The organism is Kitasatospora sp. NPDC003701 (genome assembly GCF_053587085.1).
This window is the reverse complement of the sequence record NZ_JBSFNM010000017.1, coordinates 55,980-74,705: the sequence shown is the minus strand read 5'-3', so window position 1 is coordinate 74,705 and position 18,726 is coordinate 55,980. Positions and strand designations below refer to the sequence as shown.

Sequence of the window (18,726 nt, the reverse complement as noted above, 5' to 3'; positions counted from 1 at the left end):
CCGGCGGATCCCGATCCGATGGAGTCCCACCACGCCCTCCAACCGCCCCACCTCCGAGGTCAAGGCGCACCAGCGGCGTCTGCGTGACGTCGCTGGCCAGGCCGAGGCCCTCGCCGCGAAGCTGCCCACCACCCGCACCGCTTCCACCGCCGGCGTGCCCGACGCCCGCGACGTCGCCGGCCACCTGCGCGCGATGCAGGAGCTGCACACCAGCACGCTCGCCGCGGCCGAGTTCTCCGAATGGTTCCCGGCGCACCCCACCACCATGACGGCTGCCCGCCTCACCGCCCTGTCGCTGGCCCGCGCCCACGCCGGGGTCACCGAGGCCACCCGGCACCTGTCCTACCTGCTCCAGCACGCCGTGAGCGCCGACGTCTGGGCCCTACCTGACGCCCAGCCCGTCAACCCGGCCGCCGTCTACAGCGCCACCTCCACTGAACTACGACGCGCCGCAGGGCAGTTGCGCATCGACGCCGACCATCTCGCCTCCGCCGGCGTCTCCGCCGTCCCAGCCAAGCCCCGCCGGTCCGCCGCCCTCAGCGTCACCCAGCGGATCCGCCGCGCCCTACCCGGCCGCCGCACCGACCCCCTCCCGATCGCCGCACTGCCCCGCACCAGCGCCCCCACGCCCCGCCGCTGACCCCAAGGACCCGCACTGACCACCACCGTCTCCATCGATCGCCAGGCCCAATGGCTGCTCGGCACTGCCGCCAACCTGCATACCTTCAGCGAAGAGCTGTTCAGCATCTACTGCCACCAGGCCCCGCAAGCCGCTCGCCTCGGCACCGTCCTGGACGCCATGGCCGACATGCAGAAGAAGCTCCTCGCTAACGCCGTGGACCAGTACGACACCACCGCCGCCGACTCCACCAGGCCCGAGGACATCGCGTGGAGGCGGGGCACCCTCGCCTACGCCTACGCCGGGCTGCTGACCGCGAAGGCGATCCTGCGCGCCCAGCCCGCCCTGGTCGCCGTCGCGCTCAAGCGGATCAGCCCCGAGTCCGACCGGTGGCCGCACCGCACCGCCTACTTCAAATCCCTGGAGGCGTCCCGCGGGGCCCTCGAAGAGGCCGTCTGGAAGATCAAGGAGGTCGCGGCGGACCTGACCGGCCCGGAGCCCGACTTCCTTGCCCTCACCGGTGAGGACGCGATCGTCCTCACCCGCTCCGCCTCCCTGCACCAGCGCCCGACCAAGCCCGTCACGTCGCGGAAGGCCGCCGGCCCCGGCGCCACCGTGCAGGTGTCACCGCCCGCCGCGCGCGCGGCGACCGCCCGCGGCGGAGCCCGCCGATGAAGTCGCCGGGCGGCGGGTGGCCGCGCATCGGGAGCATGTGCTCCGGCTACGGCGGTCTGGACCTGGGTGTCCAGGACGTCCTCGGCGGCAGCGTGGCGTGGCACGCCGAGATGAACCCCAACGCCGCTTCCATTCTCGCCCACCACTGGCCTAGAGACGCCAAATCTCGGCGATATCACTGCAGTTGACTGGACAAGCGCCCCGCCGATCGACGTCCTCACCGCAGGCTTCCCCTGTCAGGACCTGAGCGTCGCCGGCCGCCGGGCCGGTCTGATGGCGGGCACCCGTTCCGGACTGTGGCTGACCATCGCCCGCGCGATCGATGTCCTCAAGCCGAAGTTGGTGATCATTGAAAACGTCCGCGGAATCCTCAGCGCAGCCGCTGCCTCGCCAGCCGATGGCGACCTGGAGTGCGGCTGGTGCGATCTGGGAGACAGCGGAGGTGAGCCTGCTCTGCGGGCACTCGGCGCGGTACTCGGAGACCTGGCCGACCTCGGGATGGATGCGCGCTGGACGGTGCTACCCGCAGCCGCCGTCGGCGCTCCCCACAGGAGGGAGCGGCTCTTCCTCGTCGCCTGGCCTTCCGACGCCGAAGGCCCGCGATGCGAAGGGGCCGGACGCGAAACGGGAGGACCTGGGGCATGCGGTCACCCTGCTGAAGACCCCGACGAGCAATTTGGGCTCGATCGGCGGCTCGCAGCACCCGGACAAGCGGCGCCAGGGCGGGCACGGCCCGAACTTGAGCGACGAGGTGGAGCACCTGTTCCCGACCCCGAAGGCGAGCGACGGGACGCACGGCGGGCCGAACTCCCGCGGATCCAAGGGGGACTTGACACTGCCGTCGGCGGCGGCGCAGCTGCTGCCGACTCCCCGCGCGTCGGACACTGGGACGCCGGGGCGCCGGGCAGGGGCGGGGTTCCGGCCGCCGCTGTCGGCCGTGGTGCTGCCGATCTGGGAGCAGGACAGCCCGGTCTGAGCCGGTGGGGCGCGTACGGGCCGGCCATCGCCCGTTGGGAGCGGGTCACCCGGCCCGCGCCCGAGCCGACGGACGAGCGGGGCCGGCTCGCCCCTCGCTTCGTCGAGTGGATCATGGGCGTCGGCGAGGGCCACGTGACCGCCGTTCCGGGCTTGTCCCGCGCCGCCCAGCTGACCGCTCTGGGCAATGGCGTCGTTCCCCAACAGGCTTCCGCCGCATTGCAGTTGCTCGGAGCGGCTGATCTGCTCGCTGCCGTCCGCTGCTGCGGGCGGCGGTGAGCGGCGGTGCTTATACACCAAGTCCGGCCCGATACGTCGGGCCGTCGAGCGCACATCCTCGTGTCATCACCCGCCGACGAGAGGCACCCGCCCCTTTGACCACCCCCGAGCCCGACCCGACGTCCGCGCCGGACGGCTACACCAGCGCCCAGATAGACGTGCTGACCGCCAAGCTGTCCGCTCTCGCGGCGGGATTCGACCTGCAGGCCGAGCAGCTGGCCAGCATGACCACCGCCCTCCCCCCGGAAGACGACGGCGATCCGGACGCCCCCGGCGGCAGCGAGCCGCTGTTCATCCTCGCCTTCGACGACCCGCAGTACGACCTGGAACTGGAGCTGATGACGCCGTGGGTAGACGAAATCTGGACCAAGATCTACGGCCCCGAGACCACCGCTGGCCGGCCCTGGTGCCCGCGGTGGAAGGAGCACCCGGAAGCGGTCGCGCGACTTCACGCCGTCTGGCTGGCGTGGCAGGCCGCGTTGGACCCCGAGTCGGGTGCCGCCGGCCCGAGTTCGTGGCAGCGCGACCACCTGGAGCCCGCACTGATGAAGCTGCGAAGCGCGGACGGTCCGTTCGCCGCCTGCACCAGCAGCGGTGGCCACATCAGCCACCGCTTGCTGCCGCACCCCGCGCTGACCGACACCACACCTGCCGACCGCCCCCTCGCCTGACTGAAAGAGCCGACCCTTGCCCGACTTCAACCTGCCCGGATGGCGTCCCGCCGACGCCGCCTCCGCCGAGGCCCAGGTGGAACTCCTCGCCGCGGAGGATGCCTACGAACTGCTGACCGAGGTGAACCACGACCACGACGGCAGCAGCGACGACTTCCTCCTCTTCGAGGACATCGCCGGCCACTCCGAAGGAACCCTGCCCGCCGTCGCCGCGCACCTGCACTACGGCGAGGACGGCACCACGTTCAGCCTCACCACCGAGCGCCTGCCCACCTTCGCGCTGGCCGCAGCCTGGCTCGCCCAGCGCGGCGCCGAAACCGATGCCTTCCTCGACCGGTCCGGCCACCCCGGTTCCCCGGCCGACGCCCGCAGTGCCTCCGCCGCCACCCGCCTGCTGGAGTCCGGCTCGCGTTACCGCCTCGTCGACCACGGTGCGGAGCCCGGCGAGACCTGGGCGATGCTGCGCGACGGCAGCGCCGCCGGTGCCGAGCGGCCCTACCTGCTGCACCTGGAGACCGTCGACCCGGACCGCGGGTACAAGCTGCGCGAGGGAAGCTTCAGCTCGCCGCAGGAGGCCCAGCAGTGGCTGGAGACCCGGCGCACGCCCTTGCCCCCGGTCACCGACGGGGACGTGACCGTCGTGGTCAGCCCGCAGGCCAACGCGGCGCGCGCCCGCACCGCGACCGGCCAGCGCCGGACGGCCGCGGCGGAACCCGCTCCCGCCCTCACCGCCGCGGCGGCGGCCACCCCCGCTCGCAGGGCCGTCCGGTGACCACGCCCACCCGGCCGCTGGCGGGCTTCAGCGCCCACCCCGAGGCCCTGGACGACCTGCTGTCCGTGCCGCAGCACGTGCGGATGCTGGCCCTGGGCTACCTCGGCCGGCTGGTGAGGGCCGAGGTCCGCGGCCCCCTCCTCGAAGAGCAGGGGGAGCGCGACCTGCGCGGCGCCCGGAAGCTGTACCTGGACGACGCGCTGGACTACAGGCTCGTCTACGTGGAGCGCCGCGCGCCCCACAACCCTCGCCACCTGCAGGGCATCCACCTGGTCGCCGTCGGCGAACGCCGGGGGGTCGCGGTCTACGAGACCGCGGCCCGCCGCCTGCGGCAGACCGCCAGCCAGGAGGCACGGCGCACCGGGATGCCGGCCCGTTTCCAGGCCGCTCTCGCCTCCTCCACCCGTACCTCCCCGGCCCAGACGGCCGCCTCCTCGGCCTCCGCATCGGCCGGGGTGTCGCCGGCCGTCGTCCTCGCCCCCGCCGCCCGCCAGCGCTGACCTAGCCCAACTGCCCAACCGCACGCTCGAATCGGAGAACAACCAGTGTCGACCGTCACCACGCCCCTCGCTCCGCAGCCCGCCACCAGTGCCGTCCAGCGGGCCGCCGAGGTCCTCTCCACCCGGTGGGCGACCCGGATCATCCACGCGCTGCGGCAGGGCACGGCGAGCAGTGGCGACCTCCTGGCGGGCGATCCGATGCTCCCGGTGAGCAGCGCGTACTCGATCATCCGCGCGCTCACCGGAGCCGGCGTCATCGCGCGGATCCCGATCGGCACTTCCACCTCGCGGTTCGATCTCGCACTGTCCCCGGCCGGACAGGCGCTGGCGCCCGTGCATGCCTCCGCGCTCGCCTGGGCCTACCGCTACCCGCGCCCGGGCGGGGAGTCCGAGCAGGCTCCCGAGATGATCGAGGAGGTTCTCGGTCTGCTGGCCAGCTCCCACACCGTCCAGCTGCTGAGCGAGCTGGCGGGCAGCGAACCTCGGGCCTACCCGCAGCTGGTCACCTCGCTCAACGCTCGCGACAAGGCGGCGGCCTACCAGCGGCTGCTCGCCCTGGAGGAGCGCGGCCTCGTGACCCGTAGCGGCACCCGCCGCACCTACCGCTGGAGCGCCACCGAGGCGGGACTGGCGATCGGCCGGGTGCACGGCGACCTCACGGCCTGGGCTTGCGGCGGCCACACACCGGCCGCACCCGCCCGGCTCGGTCCCGCGCTCACCGCAGCCGGCCCCGGGGCCGTCGTCGTGCAGAGCCCGGCGCAGGACGACCTGTTCTCCTCGTCGCAGAGCACCGAGCAGCCCGTGAGGTCCCGGGCGGCGGCGGCCGACCTGCGCACCATCACCCTTCACATCAGCTTCTCCCACGCCCCGGCTCCGCAGCCGCCCGCTCCGCTGCTCGCCGCCGCGCACCGGCGCTGACCGGCCCCCACCCGCCCGGCCCGCGATCCCACCCGAGGTTCATGATCACGCCCTCCCCGTCCTCCGTCTCTACGAGCAGCACACCCACCCCGGCCGACAGCCCCCGGCCGACGCCTGCGGCGAGCGTCAGCCGCACGGGTGGGCGGTCGATCCTGCGGACCCCGCACGTCGCTCCGCTGCTGGCCGGCACCCTGGTGGGCCGTCTGCCGGCGGCGATGGCCCCGATCGCCGTCCTCCTGGCGGCCCGGGCCGATCACGCCTCCACCGCGGTCGGTGCCGTCCTGGCCGCGCTGTACGCACTGGCCGGGGCGATCGGCCAACCGCTGCTCGGCCGAGTGGTCGACCGCTCCACCCTGGCCGCCGTCGCACTGCCGGCCGCGGCGGTCTCGGGTGGCGCCTTCGCCGCGCTGGCCGTCGTGGACTGCGCGGCGCGTCCTCTGCTTGCCGGGGGGCTGTCGGTTGTGGCGGGTTTGGCATCGCCGCCGCTTGAGGCCGGTCTCAGGGCCATGTGGGGTCGGCTGATCGAACCTCGCCACCACCACCAGGTGTTCGCCCTCGATGCCGCCGCCCAAGAGGTCGTATTCGTCGCCGGACCGCTGCTGGCCACTGCGGTGTGCCTGCTCGCCTCGCCCGACTGGGCACTCGTCGCGTGCGCGGTGGCCGGGGGCGCGGGCACCCTGGCCGTCGCCACCCGCGGTCCGGCCCGCGTCCGCTCCGCAGCCCGCGCGGTCCACTGGCTCGGCCCGCTGCGGTCCACCGGCCTGCTCGTCCTGCTCACGGCCTCGGTGTTCTTCGGCGTGACGCTCGGCTCCTTCACCGTCCTGGCGCTCTCCTACGCCGACCGGCACCACGAAGGGTGGCTCGCCGGCGTGCTGCCGGCGGCGCTGTCGTTCGGAAGCCTCGTCGGCGGCACGGCCTGGGCCAGGCTCAAGCGGCCGTGGCCGCCGGGCCGGGCCCTGCCCGCGGTCGGTGGCGCGTACGCCGCCGCCTTCGCCGTCCTGCTGCTGCCCGCCCCGCCGTGGCTGATGATCACGGCGAGCGTCCTGCCGGGCTTGTTCCTCGCCCCGTGGCTCGCCTCCGCCTTCGTCGCCTGCGACACCCTGGCGCCGAGCGGCACCGCCACCGAGGCCGCCGCCTGGCTGATCGCGGTGATCGGTCTCGGCCAGGCCGCGGGCACCGCCGCCGCCGGCCAGCTCTCCGCGTACGGCCACACCGCCACGGCCGCCGCCCCCCTGCTCGGCGCCGCGCTGGCCGCTGCCGCACTCGCTGCGGGCCGCCGCCGGCTCACCCTCCCCTGATCCCCCCTCTTCCTCCTGGAGCTGGACCTCTTGCCCAACCGCACCACCCCGGCCAAGCCCGCGCCGATCACCGTCATCTGGGACTGGAACGGCACGCTTCGAAACGACCTGAGCGATCACGTCGCGGCCCTGAATGCGACCCTGCCCGGTCTGGGCGGTGAGCCGATCAGTGTGGAGACCTACCAGGCGCTGCACCGGATGCCCATCCGCGACTTCTACGCCGACGTGCTCGGCCGCCAGCTGGGCGACGAGGAGTGGCATAGCGCCGACGCCGCGTTCCTCACCGAGCTCGCCCACCGGCCGGTCCGCCTCCAGCCGGGCGCCCGGCAGCTGATGATGGGCCTGCGTGCCAGGGGTGTGCGGCAGAGCCTGCTGTCGCTGGCCCCGCACCAGCGGCTCGTCGGCGAGGTGGACAAGGCGGGCATCGCGGGCCTGCTGGAGCGGGTCGACGGCCGGCCAGGGGCGGCGGTGGCGAGCAAGGCCCCCGCCATGATCGAGCACCTGCGAGCCCTCGGTCCGGGGGTCGACCCGGCGCGCACGCTGGTGATCGGCGACAGTGTCGACGACGCGGTCGCGGCGCACGCCGTCGGCGCCGTCCCGGTGCTGCACACCGCCGGACTGCACGGCGCGGCGCGGCTGGCCACCGCCGGCGTCCCGCTCGTCGCCACGGTCCAGGAGGCCGTCGCCACCGGCATCGCCATCATCACCTCCCGGCAGCTGGCCGCGGCGTGAGCGCGGACAGCGGACGCCCGATCGCCAACTGGAGGCCCCGGGTGCCTGGCAACACCGACCTCGGCACCCGGCTCGTGTGGTCCGAGCTGCAGGTCGAGCAGCCCCGCGACCTGCCCGGGCACGGCACGGCCACCCTCCACGGCGCGGTCGCCGACCAGGTCGCCTCAACCGCCGACCGGCTCGACGGCGTCCAGATCCGCCTGGTCGCGCTCGCCGGCTTCCTGCGGGACGACCTCCAGCGCATCGAGGCCGGCCACGACACCACCCTGCCCGTCACCAACGGCATCCTGCGCAACGGCGCGCTCGACCTCGACCTCCTGGTCGCCCGCCGCACCGAACTGCACCGCTCCCTGACCGCGCTGATCGGCCTCTACAAGGAACTGCCAACCTTCGTCCCACCGCCACAACCGACAGGTGGTCCCGCCCCGGCACGCAAGGCGAAGGCGGCACGGGACAGCCCGCTGCCGCTGCGGCAGGAGGAGGCGTTGAAGCTGATCGGCTCGTCAACCGTCACCATCTTCAAGGGCACGGGCGGGTCGGTGAGGGTCATAGCCAGCGAGGCCGCCATCACGATCGCCACTGTCGATGCCCTGATCGGCAAGGGCCTGGTGGACCACTACGCCCGCAAAGCCCTGTTCCGGGGCCACGATCTGACCCTCACCCCTGAGGGGCAGACCAGGTACGAGGCCCTCGCAGCGAAGCCGCCCGTCGCCCGCTCGGCCGCCGCCCGTGCTCGGCCGGTAGCCCTTCCCACAGCGCCGGAGGCACCCCCCGCCGCCGCCTCCGTATCACCGCCGGCGGGCCGCTCCCGCAGCTGACCGCCGACCCCACCCCCGCAGGCCCCGCCGGGCCCGCCCATCGCCCCCACACAGGAGAGCTCTCATCGGAAGCTGGGACACCGGCCCGTTCCACAACGACGCCGCGGTCGGCATCGCCGAGCGCTTCGACAGCCTCTTCCCCAGCGAGCTGTCACCGTGGCTCCACCGCCTGTTCGACGTCGCCGTCGCCATGCCGGAGGGCCCGCTCGACGCCGACACGGCACAGGAGGTCATCGCCGCTGCAGGAGTCGTCGCGTCGCAGTGCCAGGGCGGAGAGGACGTCAATCTCGGCAGCGGCCCGCGCGAGCCGGTCCCGACCCTGCCCGCGGCTCTGCGGCCGAAGGCGGTCGCCGCGCTCGACCGCGTCCTCGCGCACGCCGATGCCGAGGTCAGCCGCTGGTACGACCAGGCGCGAGGCGAGCAGTGGCTCGCAGGGGTGGACCTGATCCGCCGCGTCCTCGTGGACGACCCGCCTCCCGTCCCTGTGCCTGCGGCGGCGCCCCGCCGGCAGCGGCAGGTGTTCGCAGGCCAGCAACTCATCCAGAAGCGGTTCGGCGTCGAGGACGCCTGGGACCTGCCCGCCCGGCACCCCGGAGGGTCGCTGGCGCGGGGCCTGGCCGAGCTGCTGGAGCGTCAGACGAGCGAGGTGGACACGCTCGACCGGGAACTGCGCGCCACGGCCTCCCGCGCGGGCGAGACGCTCGCGCAGATCACCCAGGGAAACCACGCCGGCGTCCAGCCCAACGGCACCCTGCGCTTCACCGGCGTCGAGTTGGAGACCCTCGGGGCCCGCTTCGCTCTCGCCAGCCGCGACCTGCAGGACCTGGCCAACCGGTACGAGTTCGCCCTCGCCAACGGGACGGACCCGGCCGTTGCCCCGCGGTCGGCGGCTTCCCGTACCCGAACCGCGCCTCGTGCAGCCGCCGAGACGGGACCGCCGCCGGCAGCAGCCGCGCCGCCCGCTTCCTCCCACCGCCCGCACCGCCCGTAAAGGACCCTCTGCTCCGTGCCCACCACCGTCACCCGCCAGGCGCGCGTCGCCCGCGCCCTGGACGCGCTCGGCCCGCCCGGCGCCGTTCGCGTGCTCCTGTCCGTCCGGCTCACCGAAAAGTCCGCCGAGGAGCAGGAAGCCCTGCGGAGCACGGTGGGTGATCCCGCCGACGGTCTGCACCCCGCCGAGGTCGCGGAGCATCACCGCGACCTGGAGCGCCACGGCCTGCTCCGTACCAGCCCCGCCGGGCCGGAGGCCACCGCAGCGGCGAAGGAGTTGTGGCCGGTGTTCCTCGCCGCGGCCGGCTGGGCCTCCAAGCACCGGCCCCGCCTGGTCGACGAGGTAGACATCGTGGTCGCCGTCGAGGAGGTCCTGCGCATCGGTGCCCATCCGCTCACCGCGCCGGTGCTCGACCGGCTGCGCTCCGGGCCGGCCACCGAGGCAGATCTCGCCAGCCCGATGACGGCCGCGGCCCGCGCCCAACTGCCCGACCAGCTCTCCGTCCTCGTACAGCAGGAACTACTTGAACGCCTGCCGGACGGCGCTCTGCAGGCCACTGCGGCCGGCGGCCAGCTCGCCAAGGTCCACGACACCCTCGACGACTGGTCCGGCCGCTGGCAGCGCGCCCTGCCTTCTCTCACCCGCACCGAGGCAGCCGCACACGTCCTGCCCACCAGCACATACCGCTCCGGCGCGGCCACCACCCGCACCGTCCTCCCCGGCGGCAGCCCCACCGGCCTTCCACTGCCCCCGGATACCGGCGGCCACCGCCCCGGGCCTCGTCGCTGAACAGAAGGACCCCACCCATCACCACCCTCGAAGCCCTCGAAGACACCCGCTTCGGTGTCGAGGACCTGCGACCCGTCACCCCGGACGACGAGTCGAGGCTCGACGACCTCTGCCTCAGCCTGGACATGTACACCTCGCTGGCGATCCAGCACGCGACGAATCCGCACACCGGGCTACTCGGCGACAGCTTCTATGTCGTGTACGACGGCACCATGACCTGGCACGACGTCCCCGGCATGGCCCAGTACGCGGCCATCCACGTCGACCGCGACCTCGGCGCCGGCACGTACCGGCTCGACTACAGCCGCCACCCCATCGCCGCTCTCGCCCAGAACTGGCTCGTCCAGCGCGGCGCCGACCTGGACCAGCTCACCGTGGAGTTCGAGGACCCCATGGCCACCGACCAGGTCACCCGGGACCTGGAGAACTTCCTGGCCGCCTCCGGAGACCGCTTCAGGAACATCGACGACTACACGCACGACAGCTCGGACTTCTACAAGACGTGGATCATCGCAGCCGACGACCGGCCCGATCCGGGGCAGCAGCCCGTCCGGGTCATCTACGAGGACATCGACACAGCGAATCACTCGTACACGCTGCGCCAGGGCGGCTTCGCCACGGTCGACGCCGCGCGGAGCTGGGTCGACCGGGTGGGAGAGCCGGACAATCCGCTGCCGCCGCTGACCGGGGCCCCCAGCGCCCGCGCTGCCGGCGCCGGGGCGCACAGCTCGGTCGCGATCACCCTCTCGGCCCCGGCCCCGGCCCCCGCTCCGGCCGAGGACCGCCCCGCACGACCGCAGCGCCGCTGACGCCCCCTCACCCCCCGGAAGGACCGCACATCTCCTCGACCGACAGCACCCAGTCGCCGGCCCCCACCGGGCCTCAGCGGCGACCGCGCACGACGGAGCGCCGCAGCGTGCAGACCACGGTGCGGTTCACCCCGGCGGCCATCGCCGCGATCGGCGAGCGGGCCGCCGCCGAGCGCCTCACGATCGCCGGATTCGTCGGCACCGCCGCCCTGGCCGCCGCGCAGAGCGGCGATCCGCTCCACCGCCCCGACCGCGACCCGCGGCGCCCGCTCGTCGAAGCCCTCGACCGCGTGGCCGGCGAGCTGAACGCCGCCGTCACCACCCTCCGCGACTCGGCGGACGGCCCAGGGCGGGAGGCCGCGCTCGCGGTCCTGCCGCTCGTCGCCGAGCGGACGTACTTCGTCCTGGACTCCGTGCTGCAGGCGACGTGATCCCCGACATCTCCCGGGGAAACAGCATCCGCCCGCTGCTGGCTTACCTCTACGGCCCGGGTCGGCGCGAGGAGCACGACGACCCGCATCTCGTCGCCGCGTGGGACCTGCACGGAGCACCCGACCCGGGACGCCAACCGGGCGCGAGCGTCGGTCGCCTCGCGCACCGCCTCGACCAGCACGCCCGGCTGCGGGCCGCCGAGTTGGGGGCGGTGCCGCCGCACCGGGTGTGGCACTGCTCCGTCCGCGCAGCGCCGGAGGACCCCACGCTCAGCGACGAGCAGTGGGCTCAGGTGGCCCGCCGCGTGGTCCGCGCCACGGGCCTCGCTCCGCAGGAGGGCCCCGGCTGCCGGTGGGTGGCGGTCCGCCACGCCGTCCACCACATCCACCTCGCCGCCGTCACCGTCCTGCCCTCCGGCGCCCGGCCCGGCATGCACCGCGACGCAATGCGGGCGCAGGCCGAGTGCCGGGCCATCGAGGCCGAGTGGGGGCTGCGGCCCGTCGGGCTCGGCGAGCGGAGCAGCACCAGCTACCCGACCACTGCCGAGATCATCAAGGCCGAACGCCAGGGCTGGGGCGAGACGTCCCGCGTCTGGCTCCAGCAGCAGATGCGCGGGGCCCTGGGGGAAGCCTCCACCGTGGACGGCTACGTCTCGGCGCTGACTGCCCGCGGTGTGCTGGTGCGCTGGCGCACCGACTCGCAGGGCGCCGCCGTCGGCTACAGCCTCGCCCGCCCCGGCGACACCGGTAGCAACGGTTCCCCGGTGTTCTTCGCCGCCGGCCGCCTCGACTCCGCGCTGACCCTGCCCCGCGTTTTTCATCGCCTGTCCACGAAGAAGTCCGCTGAAGGAATCCGATCATGACCAGCTCTCAGAACCACCACAGCCCCCTGGCGGACTTCGCGCACGCCCTGGCCGAACGGCTCCCGGACCGGTGGGAGGCCGCCGAGCTGGACCTGCTGAACGACGCCAGCCTTCGCCACCACTTCTACTACCGGGTGTGGGACCGCCACCGTGCCCAGGAGCTGGGGCTGGACCGCGACACGATGGCGGGGATGGCCGTGCTCGACGGCTTCGACGGACGCAGCCTCCTGGTACTGCCCGCCACCGAAGCCGGGTCCTTCCTGGTCTGTCCCCTCATCGCCTTCGACGTGCCCGTGTACAGCAGCATCTCCCCACTCAGCTCCATCATCGTGCCCGCCGACCCGACCGAGGCCGCCGCGCAGCTGGCCGCCTTGCTGCTGCCCGTCTACGAGAGCGAGCTGCGGACCCGGCTCGACCACGTCGTCGGCGGCCTGGACTCCACCGAAGCGAGCATCGCTTCGTGCCTTGCCGCCGAGGTGGAGAGCTCCGATGATCCCGAACTGGCGCAGGAGCTCTACGAGATGAGGGGGGTGCGCTGGCTGTCCCACGCAGAGGACACCGACCTGCTGCGCTACGCCGCCGAAGAAGTACTTGCCGCTCTGGGCCTGCTGCTGGGCCACCGCGGACCGCTGTCCGAAGCCCTGGTCGGCGTCACCACCCACGTTCGGATCTACTGCGAGGTGCACGACAGCTGCGAGGCCCTGATCGAGGCCGAGGTGGTCGGTCGGATCCTCACCGTCGCCGGTCTGGCCGACACCGGTAGCGGCATATTCGATCCCGCGATCACGAAGAAGATCGCCACCATCGACTTCCTTCCGGTCGAGCAGCAGCGGGATCTGGTGCGGGCCGCCGCCGCGACGTACAGCCGGCGAACCAACGGTGGCTGATCCCGGAAGCGGTCCGGCATGAGGGCAGCAACACCGCTGTGAGGCTCCACACCGCCGGGTGTGGACCCGGAGAACCGCTCCAGGAGCCCCTCGATCACGCACCTCCCGCGCTGCGGGCGCTCTGCAGCTCACCGACCCCGAGCCGGCGCCACGATCACGCCCCCTCCACCTGCCCTCGGCACTGATCAGAGAGATCGCCTGTTGTACATCGCCTCCTTCCACGACGCCCGCGACGAACTCGATCTCGACGAGTACAACGCGGCCGACGACGCGACAGCCCGGACCCTCAACCAGCTTTTCGACTTCGAGAGTTCGCTCTGGATGATCGCGAAGCAGTGGGCGTCAGACACCCTCCACCGCCCAGGGGCGCGGTTGCACGACTACTTCCTCCTCCTCGATGCGTATGCCGGCCACGCCGAGCGGCCCGGTGCCCCGCAGATCGTCGCCGCCCACTTCGACCGCGACCCGGCCACCCACACGGTGCGAGCCACTATGACGTCGCACGCGCTGATCCCACTGGCGCAGAACTGGCTGGTGGGCCGCGGCGCGGACCTGACCAAGGTCCTGGAGCCGGAGGGCTGGAGCGATGCCCTTGACGCCGAGACCGAGCAGTTGGAGGACGCCCTGCGCGGCAGCGGCGAGCGGCTCGAGATCCACGACACGTTCAGCCGCCACGAACCGCCCTACGAGACATGGGTGATCGCCACCGACACCCAGCGGGCCCCCGGCCCGGCCGAGGTCCTCTTCTGGCGCCTTCCCGATGACAAGAGCCCCGCTTATACGCTCCGCCACGGGCAGTTCGACAGCCTCGACTCCGCGTACGAGTGGACCCGGGACACCTCCGCGCCCCTGCCGGTAGCAGCACGGGCCCAGGCGGCCCGGCTTCGAGTGGCACCGCTGCGGCCCTCGCCCGCCGAAGCCCCGGCAGCGCCGTCGGCGACCGATCCCAGCACCCGCCGCCGGCCCGGCCGCTGACGCTCGCCTCACCATCCACCTTGGAGGTCACGCCCTTGCCCGACGCCTATCTGCCGCACCACGATCCCGACTTCGAGACCCTCGTCCGCCCCCGGTACCTCGCCGGCCCCGGCGACCGGGAGGCCGTCGACACCGCCTTCGGGCCCCTGCGCGGGTCACGGTGGCGAGTCACGGCCCTCGGCCCGTACCTCACCGAGGTGATCGCCACCAGCCCGTGCCACCGCATCCGCGTCGGCTACCGCCCCGACCATGAGCAAGCGTGGCAGGTCGCCGCGGCCCTGGACCCGTTCGCCGACCCCGCCTGGCGCGGCGGATTCAGCCAGGCCACCCCGCCGGAGATCATCGAGGCGTTCCTCGGAGCGCTTTCCGACTCACTGCAGTACGACGAGGTCGACGACAGCACGGGCACCTTCGTGTCGCTGGAGGGCGCGCTCGCCGACGCCAACGAGGCCCTCTCCGAAGCGGGTTGGCAGACGTCTAACACCAACGGCCACTGGCGCACCAGGTCTATCGACGGCGAGGTCGATTACGAGGTCGACCCGCTCATCGACCCGGCCGACGAGCTTGCCACCGACATGCGGCGCGGCTTCAACTGGCGCGTCGCCTCGGGCGACCCGGACGTGGGATGGACCGCGAGCTTCAGCTCGTGCACCCCGCTGCATCTGATCGCGGCCGTCAACGGCGCCGTCGCCGACAGCGGACCGGTCGTCCGCACCAGCGACGACCTGCCACAGCGGGTGACCGACCGTGCCCGCGCCGAGCAGGCTGAGGTCGACCGGCGCGAAGCCGAGGCCCACGCGGCGCTGCCGAGCGCCGCCGAACTCCTTGCCGACGGCCTGGACACCACGGTCGCCGTCAGCCCGCTGTACCTGGCCGGGCCCGGCCCCTTTGAGCGTTCGGTGGCGGCCCTGACCAGCGAGGCGGGCTGGAGGTCCGTCACCGTCCGGGGAGGGCGGCTGTGGGAGAGCGACTGCCAGAGCGTCCGCGTCGCGCATCTTCCCCAGCGGACCCGGGACACCTGGCAGATCACCGCGCTGGCCGGCCCACTGGGCATGCCCACGTGGAAGGCGACCTTCAGCTACAAGACGCCGGCCGAGGTCATCGGCGAGGTGACCCGACTCGTCGCCGAGACCGTGACCGGCGATGCCTGGTCGGCCGACGACGCCGAGTACGTCTCGCCCTTCGAGCTGGACCGGCACGGCTGGACGAGCAGCACCCTCAGCGTGCGGACCACGCTCAGCGCGCCGGACCCGATGGTCAAGCTCCAGCACAACTCCGCCGAGTTCGGGCGCTACGAGGAACTGGAGGGCCATGCCCCTCCCGCCTGGACGCTCACCGCTGAGGTCGACCGGTTCTGTGCCTGGAACGCCGACTTCACCAGTGGCACGCCGTCGTACCTGGTCACGCGGGCGGCGCTGACCGCCGTGGACCCGGCCCCGGTGCTGCGGACCCGCCGCTCGCTGCCGGAGATGCACCTGCCGTACCTGCAGGTCGTCGCGCAGGGCACCGGCCGCTCCGGCGCCGCCCGCTCGGGCACCGCACCAGTCTCCTACGGCCCCTCGTCCGATCCGGCCGCAGCTCCGCGGAACGCCGTCGCGGACCGGGGCCGGCTGCGGTGAGGGACGACCGCGCCCTGGAGGCGTTCACTGATCAGGTGGCCCGCCGGCTCCCCGGCTCCTGGCGGCCGATGCTCGCGGACGTGAGCGAGTCGGCGGCCCGCACCGAGGTGTACGAGCAGCTCTGGGACCTTGGGATCACCCAGTGGGCCCTGCTTGAAGTCGTCAACGACCGTCTCGGGGTGCTGCGTGATGGCCGGGGCCGGGAGCTGGTCGTTCTCCCGCGCCCGCTCCGCTCCGACCGCTACCTGATCGCGCCCCTGGTCCCGCCAGGCACGGACCCCGGGACGGTGGAGGATCTGACGCCGTTCGGCGTCTCCGTCAGCGGGTCACCGGCGCGAGCGGCCGAGACAGTGCGCCGCCGACTCCTGCCCCGTCTCGACTACGCGCTGCTTCTGGCCGAGGAACGTGGGGTCTATCCCGGAGCGCCTTCCGACAGCGGTGGCCGCCGGGTTCGCGCGGCCACCGCCCGCACGAGCCTGCCCACCGGCACCGCACCGGTCGTCGTCTACTCCGCCGGGCCCCTGCGCCCAGCCACCCCGAATTCGGGCCGAGGCCGAGTCCCGGCCCCCTGACCGAACGAGATTTGTGCCCACTGCCTCCCCCGTCTCCACTGACCCGCTCCTCTCCGTCCGACCCGTCCACCTCGCCGGACCCGGCGAGATGGACCTGCTGTCCCTCCTCGCCGCCGAGCACGGCTGGTTCCGCCCCTACAACTCGCCCACCCACGTAGTCCTCGTGAGCGACACCAACGGCATCGCGCTCTCCAACGGATCGGGACCGGGCCCCCTGGCCCTGACCGGGACCGGCTGGTCGGTCGACTTCTGCCGCCAGGTTCCGACCGAGATCACCCGGGCCCTGCTCGACGAGGCAGCCGCCGGTGTCCGCCACACCCCGGGCTTCCCCACCGGCACCGGCCGCCTCGTCGGCCACCACGCCCGCGCGGCGCTCCTCGCGGCCGGCTGGTCCGGACACCACCGGGACGGCTACGAGCTGGTCTCCGCCCCGGACCGGCACGCAGCCCTCTCCGTCCCGCTGGAGGCCCCCGGCAACGAGGTGATGCTGACCGGCGCCGCCGACACCGGCACCTGGACCGTGCGGTTCAGCGCGACGGCCCCCGAGCCGCTGCTGACCGCCGCCGCCCTCGCCCTCCTGGGCAAGGCCGTCCGCCGGGCAGACCAGCTGCCGGCCCGGCATCGGAATCTGCTGACCACCCAGCCCCTCGCCGAACGGCTGCCGCCCGCCGGGCGCTCCGGCGCCGCTCGGGCCAGGAGCGCAGGTGCCCGGCCGGCACCCGCCGCGCTGCCGTCCGCCGGCCAGCCTCGCCCTGGCAACGCCGGATCCGTGCCGGCCCCGCGGCGCCGCCCGTCCTGACCTCGCCGCCCCCGCGCTCCTGGAGACCTTCCCTGCCCGCCGAACCCGCCCCCGACGACCTGGTCGCCGTCAGCCCGCTGGAACTCGCCGGCCCCGGCACCGCGCCGTTCGACCTCCTGCACCACCTCACCTCCGAGTACCAGTGGCACATCGCCGCCGACGGCGAGAACCCGCAGCTGGAGAGCCCGTGCCGCAGGCTTCGCGTGCAGCACGGCACCTTCCTGTCCGGCAACGTCCTGCTGGACGACAACTGGATGCTCACGGCCCGCGAGACCCCGGACTCCGAGTGGCTGTGGTGGGCGTGCTTCAGCCCCCAGACACCGCACGAACTCACCTACAGCTTCGTCCTGGAGACCGCCCAGCGCCTCGGCACCGAACCCGGCAGCGTCCTGACCCGACGCGCCGAGGCGGACGACGCGGCCGACCTCCTCGCCGCTGCCGGCTGGCTGGAGAGGGAGCACCCTCTCCCCGGCGCCCGAATGACCACCCCCACCGGCAACACCGGCGCCGCCCACACCTTCGAACTCCCCGAGCGGGACCTGTCGTTCAGCATGCTCAACACGAGCTCCGCGTTGAAGTGGTCGATCTCCATGTCGCCCCGGACACCGGAGGTGCTCCTGCGGTTCGCGGCGACTGCGCTGGTCGAGGACTCGGCGGTGCGCCGCCGCAGCGAGATCCCCGCCCACCACGCAGAGCGGGTCTCGACCGCCCCGGCACACTCGGCCCTCCCGTCGCGCTGGACAGGTCCGTTGCCCGGCCTCGGCGGTGATCAGGCGCTCACGCCGGCCGGTCCGGACGGGGCCGCTGCCGGACAGCCCAGCCCGTCGGCGGAGCTGGTCGCGATCACCCCGCGGCACTACGCCGGTCCGAGCGCCAACGCCGTCGAGCGCCTTCGGCACCGCCTCGAAGCCGAGGGCTGGGTCCGCGGGGACGGCGTCCTCGCCAGCGCGTGCGGCCGGCTGGGGGTCGCCTGGCCCACCGAGTCGGACAAGCCGCGCGGTTGGGGACGCGAGAGGACATACGAGCCCTGGCGGGTCTGGGGCTCCCAGCGCCGCGGAGCGGGCGTCGCCTGGCGGGTCACCGGGTGGCGCCTGGTCCCCCATGAAGTGATCGACGGCCTGCTCAACGAGGCGGCCGTGATGCTGGAGGAGGCCGACAGGGCCGCCCGGGCGCCGTTCGAGGCAGGCGTCCTCGGCCTAGGGTTCCTGCCACTGGCAGCCGCGGGCTGGAGCAGTGAGGTCACACCCAAGGGCTCCGCCGCCTTCCAGTCGCCCGACGGGCTCCTCAGCGCCCGGTGCGGCCCCCCGGACGCCCTGTACGAACTGCGCGGGCGGCCGGCAGCCCGCATCTCCTGCGGGCGGGCCCTCGGCTTCTGGGAGATCGAGATCAGCGCGAACACCCCCTCCCGCCTCGCCGCCGCACTGTGCCGCGACGTCGCCGACCCCTCGCCCCTCATCCGCAACACCGACCACCTCCGCCTGGACGCCACCGACCGGGAGGTCGCCGTCGTCATCCCCGTCACCGCGCAGTCCCTCACCGCCTCCACCGGCCGAAGGGCCGCAGCCGTCGCCCGATCGCTGCCCGATCGCACCGCAGCGGGCACCACGGTGCCTGCGGGCCGCCCCGGCGACGTTCCCCGACGCCCAAGCCCCCCGCAGCGGTGAGGCCCCAGGCCCTGCACCGCCGAGTCCCGCACCCTGGCTGGCACCGGCCGCCCAAGCCCTCCGCCCCCGA

General features: G+C 73.7%; 21 protein-coding genes and 1 pseudogene. All 22 read left to right on the top strand.

Features of this window, described 5'->3' with window-relative positions; genetic code table 11:
* The first annotated feature begins 154 nt into the window (after positions 1–154).
* The 22 genes and pseudogenes from ACWDRR_RS18420 (at position 155) to ACWDRR_RS18315 (ending at position 18,656) form a co-directional block, all read left to right on the top strand.
* Positions 155–640 (top strand): hypothetical protein, encoded by a 486-nt coding sequence (locus ACWDRR_RS18420; RefSeq protein ID WP_449773228.1) that lies wholly within the window; start codon positions 155–157, stop codon positions 638–640.
* A 159-nt stretch (positions 641–799) separates the two neighbouring features.
* Positions 800–1,294, top strand: coding sequence for a hypothetical protein (locus ACWDRR_RS18415; protein ID WP_449773227.1), 495 nt, complete (start codon positions 800–802; stop codon positions 1,292–1,294).
* Positions 1,295–1,468: 174 nt separating this feature from the next.
* A pseudogene (locus tag ACWDRR_RS18410) lies at positions 1,469–1,822 on the top strand (DNA cytosine methyltransferase); the annotation flags it as partial.
* Positions 1,823–2,033: 211 nt separating this feature from the next.
* Positions 2,034–2,270: a hypothetical protein gene (locus tag ACWDRR_RS18405; RefSeq protein ID WP_449773226.1), complete on the top strand. Its 237-nt coding sequence runs from the start codon at positions 2,034–2,036 to the stop codon at positions 2,268–2,270.
* A 373-nt stretch (positions 2,271–2,643) separates the two neighbouring features.
* The gene (locus ACWDRR_RS18400) at positions 2,644–3,219 is read left to right on the top strand and encodes a DUF4913 domain-containing protein (protein ID WP_449773225.1); all 576 of its coding nucleotides are present in this window, start codon (positions 2,644–2,646) and stop codon (positions 3,217–3,219) included.
* Between the two features lie 16 nt (positions 3,220–3,235).
* The gene (locus ACWDRR_RS18395; RefSeq protein ID WP_449773224.1) at positions 3,236–3,991 is read left to right on the top strand and encodes a hypothetical protein; all 756 of its coding nucleotides are present in this window, start codon (positions 3,236–3,238) and stop codon (positions 3,989–3,991) included.
* Positions 3,988–4,491: a hypothetical protein gene (locus ACWDRR_RS18390; RefSeq protein WP_449773223.1), complete on the top strand. Its 504-nt coding sequence runs from the start codon at positions 3,988–3,990 to the stop codon at positions 4,489–4,491. The genes ACWDRR_RS18395 and ACWDRR_RS18390 overlap by 4 nt, the downstream gene beginning before the upstream one ends.
* 45 nt (positions 4,492–4,536) lie before the next feature.
* Positions 4,537–5,409, top strand: coding sequence for a winged helix-turn-helix transcriptional regulator (locus tag ACWDRR_RS18385; protein WP_449773222.1), 873 nt, complete (start codon positions 4,537–4,539; stop codon positions 5,407–5,409).
* A gap of 41 nt (positions 5,410–5,450) precedes the next feature.
* Positions 5,451–6,707 carry an MFS transporter gene (locus tag ACWDRR_RS18380; protein WP_449773221.1) on the top strand — a complete coding sequence of 419 codons (1,257 nt, stop codon included), beginning with the start codon at positions 5,451–5,453 and terminating at the stop codon, positions 6,705–6,707.
* 30 nt (positions 6,708–6,737) lie between these two features.
* The gene (locus tag ACWDRR_RS18375; RefSeq protein ID WP_449773220.1) at positions 6,738–7,439 is read left to right on the top strand and encodes an HAD family hydrolase; all 702 of its coding nucleotides are present in this window, start codon (positions 6,738–6,740) and stop codon (positions 7,437–7,439) included.
* A 41-nt stretch (positions 7,440–7,480) separates the two neighbouring features.
* A complete protein-coding gene (locus ACWDRR_RS18370; protein WP_449773219.1) occupies positions 7,481–8,257 on the top strand; it encodes a hypothetical protein in 777 nt (258 codons plus the stop codon).
* Positions 8,258–8,321: 64 nt separating this feature from the next.
* On the top strand, positions 8,322–9,248 hold the full coding sequence (locus tag ACWDRR_RS18365) for a DUF4259 domain-containing protein (RefSeq protein WP_449773327.1): 927 nt from the start codon (positions 8,322–8,324) through the stop codon (positions 9,246–9,248).
* Positions 9,249–9,263: 15 nt separating this feature from the next.
* On the top strand, positions 9,264–10,037 hold the full coding sequence (locus ACWDRR_RS18360; RefSeq protein ID WP_449773218.1) for a hypothetical protein: 774 nt from the start codon (positions 9,264–9,266) through the stop codon (positions 10,035–10,037).
* A 125-nt stretch (positions 10,038–10,162) separates the two neighbouring features.
* Positions 10,163–10,846, top strand: coding sequence for a hypothetical protein (locus ACWDRR_RS18355; protein ID WP_449773217.1), 684 nt, complete (start codon positions 10,163–10,165; stop codon positions 10,844–10,846).
* A gap of 107 nt (positions 10,847–10,953) precedes the next feature.
* Positions 10,954–11,277: a hypothetical protein gene (locus ACWDRR_RS18350; RefSeq protein ID WP_449773216.1), complete on the top strand. Its 324-nt coding sequence runs from the start codon at positions 10,954–10,956 to the stop codon at positions 11,275–11,277.
* Positions 11,274–12,140, top strand: coding sequence for a hypothetical protein (locus tag ACWDRR_RS18345; protein ID WP_449773215.1), 867 nt, complete (start codon positions 11,274–11,276; stop codon positions 12,138–12,140). Before ACWDRR_RS18350 ends, ACWDRR_RS18345 begins: the two co-directional genes overlap by 4 nt.
* Entirely contained in the window at positions 12,137–13,027 is an 891-nt protein-coding gene (locus tag ACWDRR_RS18340) for a hypothetical protein (protein WP_449773214.1), read from the top strand. Before ACWDRR_RS18345 ends, ACWDRR_RS18340 begins: the two co-directional genes overlap by 4 nt.
* A 201-nt stretch (positions 13,028–13,228) precedes the next feature.
* Positions 13,229–14,002 carry a hypothetical protein gene (locus ACWDRR_RS18335; protein ID WP_449773213.1) on the top strand — a complete coding sequence of 258 codons (774 nt, stop codon included), beginning with the start codon at positions 13,229–13,231 and terminating at the stop codon, positions 14,000–14,002.
* 35 nt (positions 14,003–14,037) lie between these two features.
* Positions 14,038–15,621, top strand: a complete 1,584-nt coding sequence (locus ACWDRR_RS18330; RefSeq protein ID WP_449773212.1) for a DUF317 domain-containing protein — start codon at positions 14,038–14,040, stop codon at positions 15,619–15,621.
* Complete coding sequence (locus tag ACWDRR_RS18325) at positions 15,618–16,193, top strand: hypothetical protein (protein WP_449773211.1); 576 nt, start codon at positions 15,618–15,620, stop codon at positions 16,191–16,193. Before ACWDRR_RS18330 ends, ACWDRR_RS18325 begins: the two co-directional genes overlap by 4 nt.
* Before the next feature lie 13 nt (positions 16,194–16,206).
* Complete coding sequence (locus ACWDRR_RS18320) at positions 16,207–16,992, top strand: hypothetical protein (protein ID WP_449773210.1); 786 nt, start codon at positions 16,207–16,209, stop codon at positions 16,990–16,992.
* On the top strand, positions 16,959–18,656 hold the full coding sequence (locus ACWDRR_RS18315; RefSeq protein ID WP_449773326.1) for a DUF317 domain-containing protein: 1,698 nt from the start codon (positions 16,959–16,961) through the stop codon (positions 18,654–18,656). The genes ACWDRR_RS18320 and ACWDRR_RS18315 overlap by 34 nt, the downstream gene beginning before the upstream one ends.
* Positions 18,657–18,726: the final 70 nt, after the last annotated feature.

Excerpts from the sequence above, each read along its gene's own strand:
- ACWDRR_RS18380 (WP_449773221.1), top strand. The coding sequence starts at position 5,451 with ATGATCACGCCCTCCCCGTCCTCCGTCTCTACGAGCAGCACACCCACC.
- ACWDRR_RS18355 (WP_449773217.1), top strand. The coding sequence starts at position 10,163 with ATGTACACCTCGCTGGCGATCCAGCACGCGACGAATCCGCACACCGGG.
- ACWDRR_RS18415 (WP_449773227.1), top strand. The coding sequence starts at position 800 with ATGGCCGACATGCAGAAGAAGCTCCTCGCTAACGCCGTGGACCAGTAC.
- ACWDRR_RS18340 (WP_449773214.1), top strand. The coding sequence starts at position 12,137 with ATGACCAGCTCTCAGAACCACCACAGCCCCCTGGCGGACTTCGCGCAC.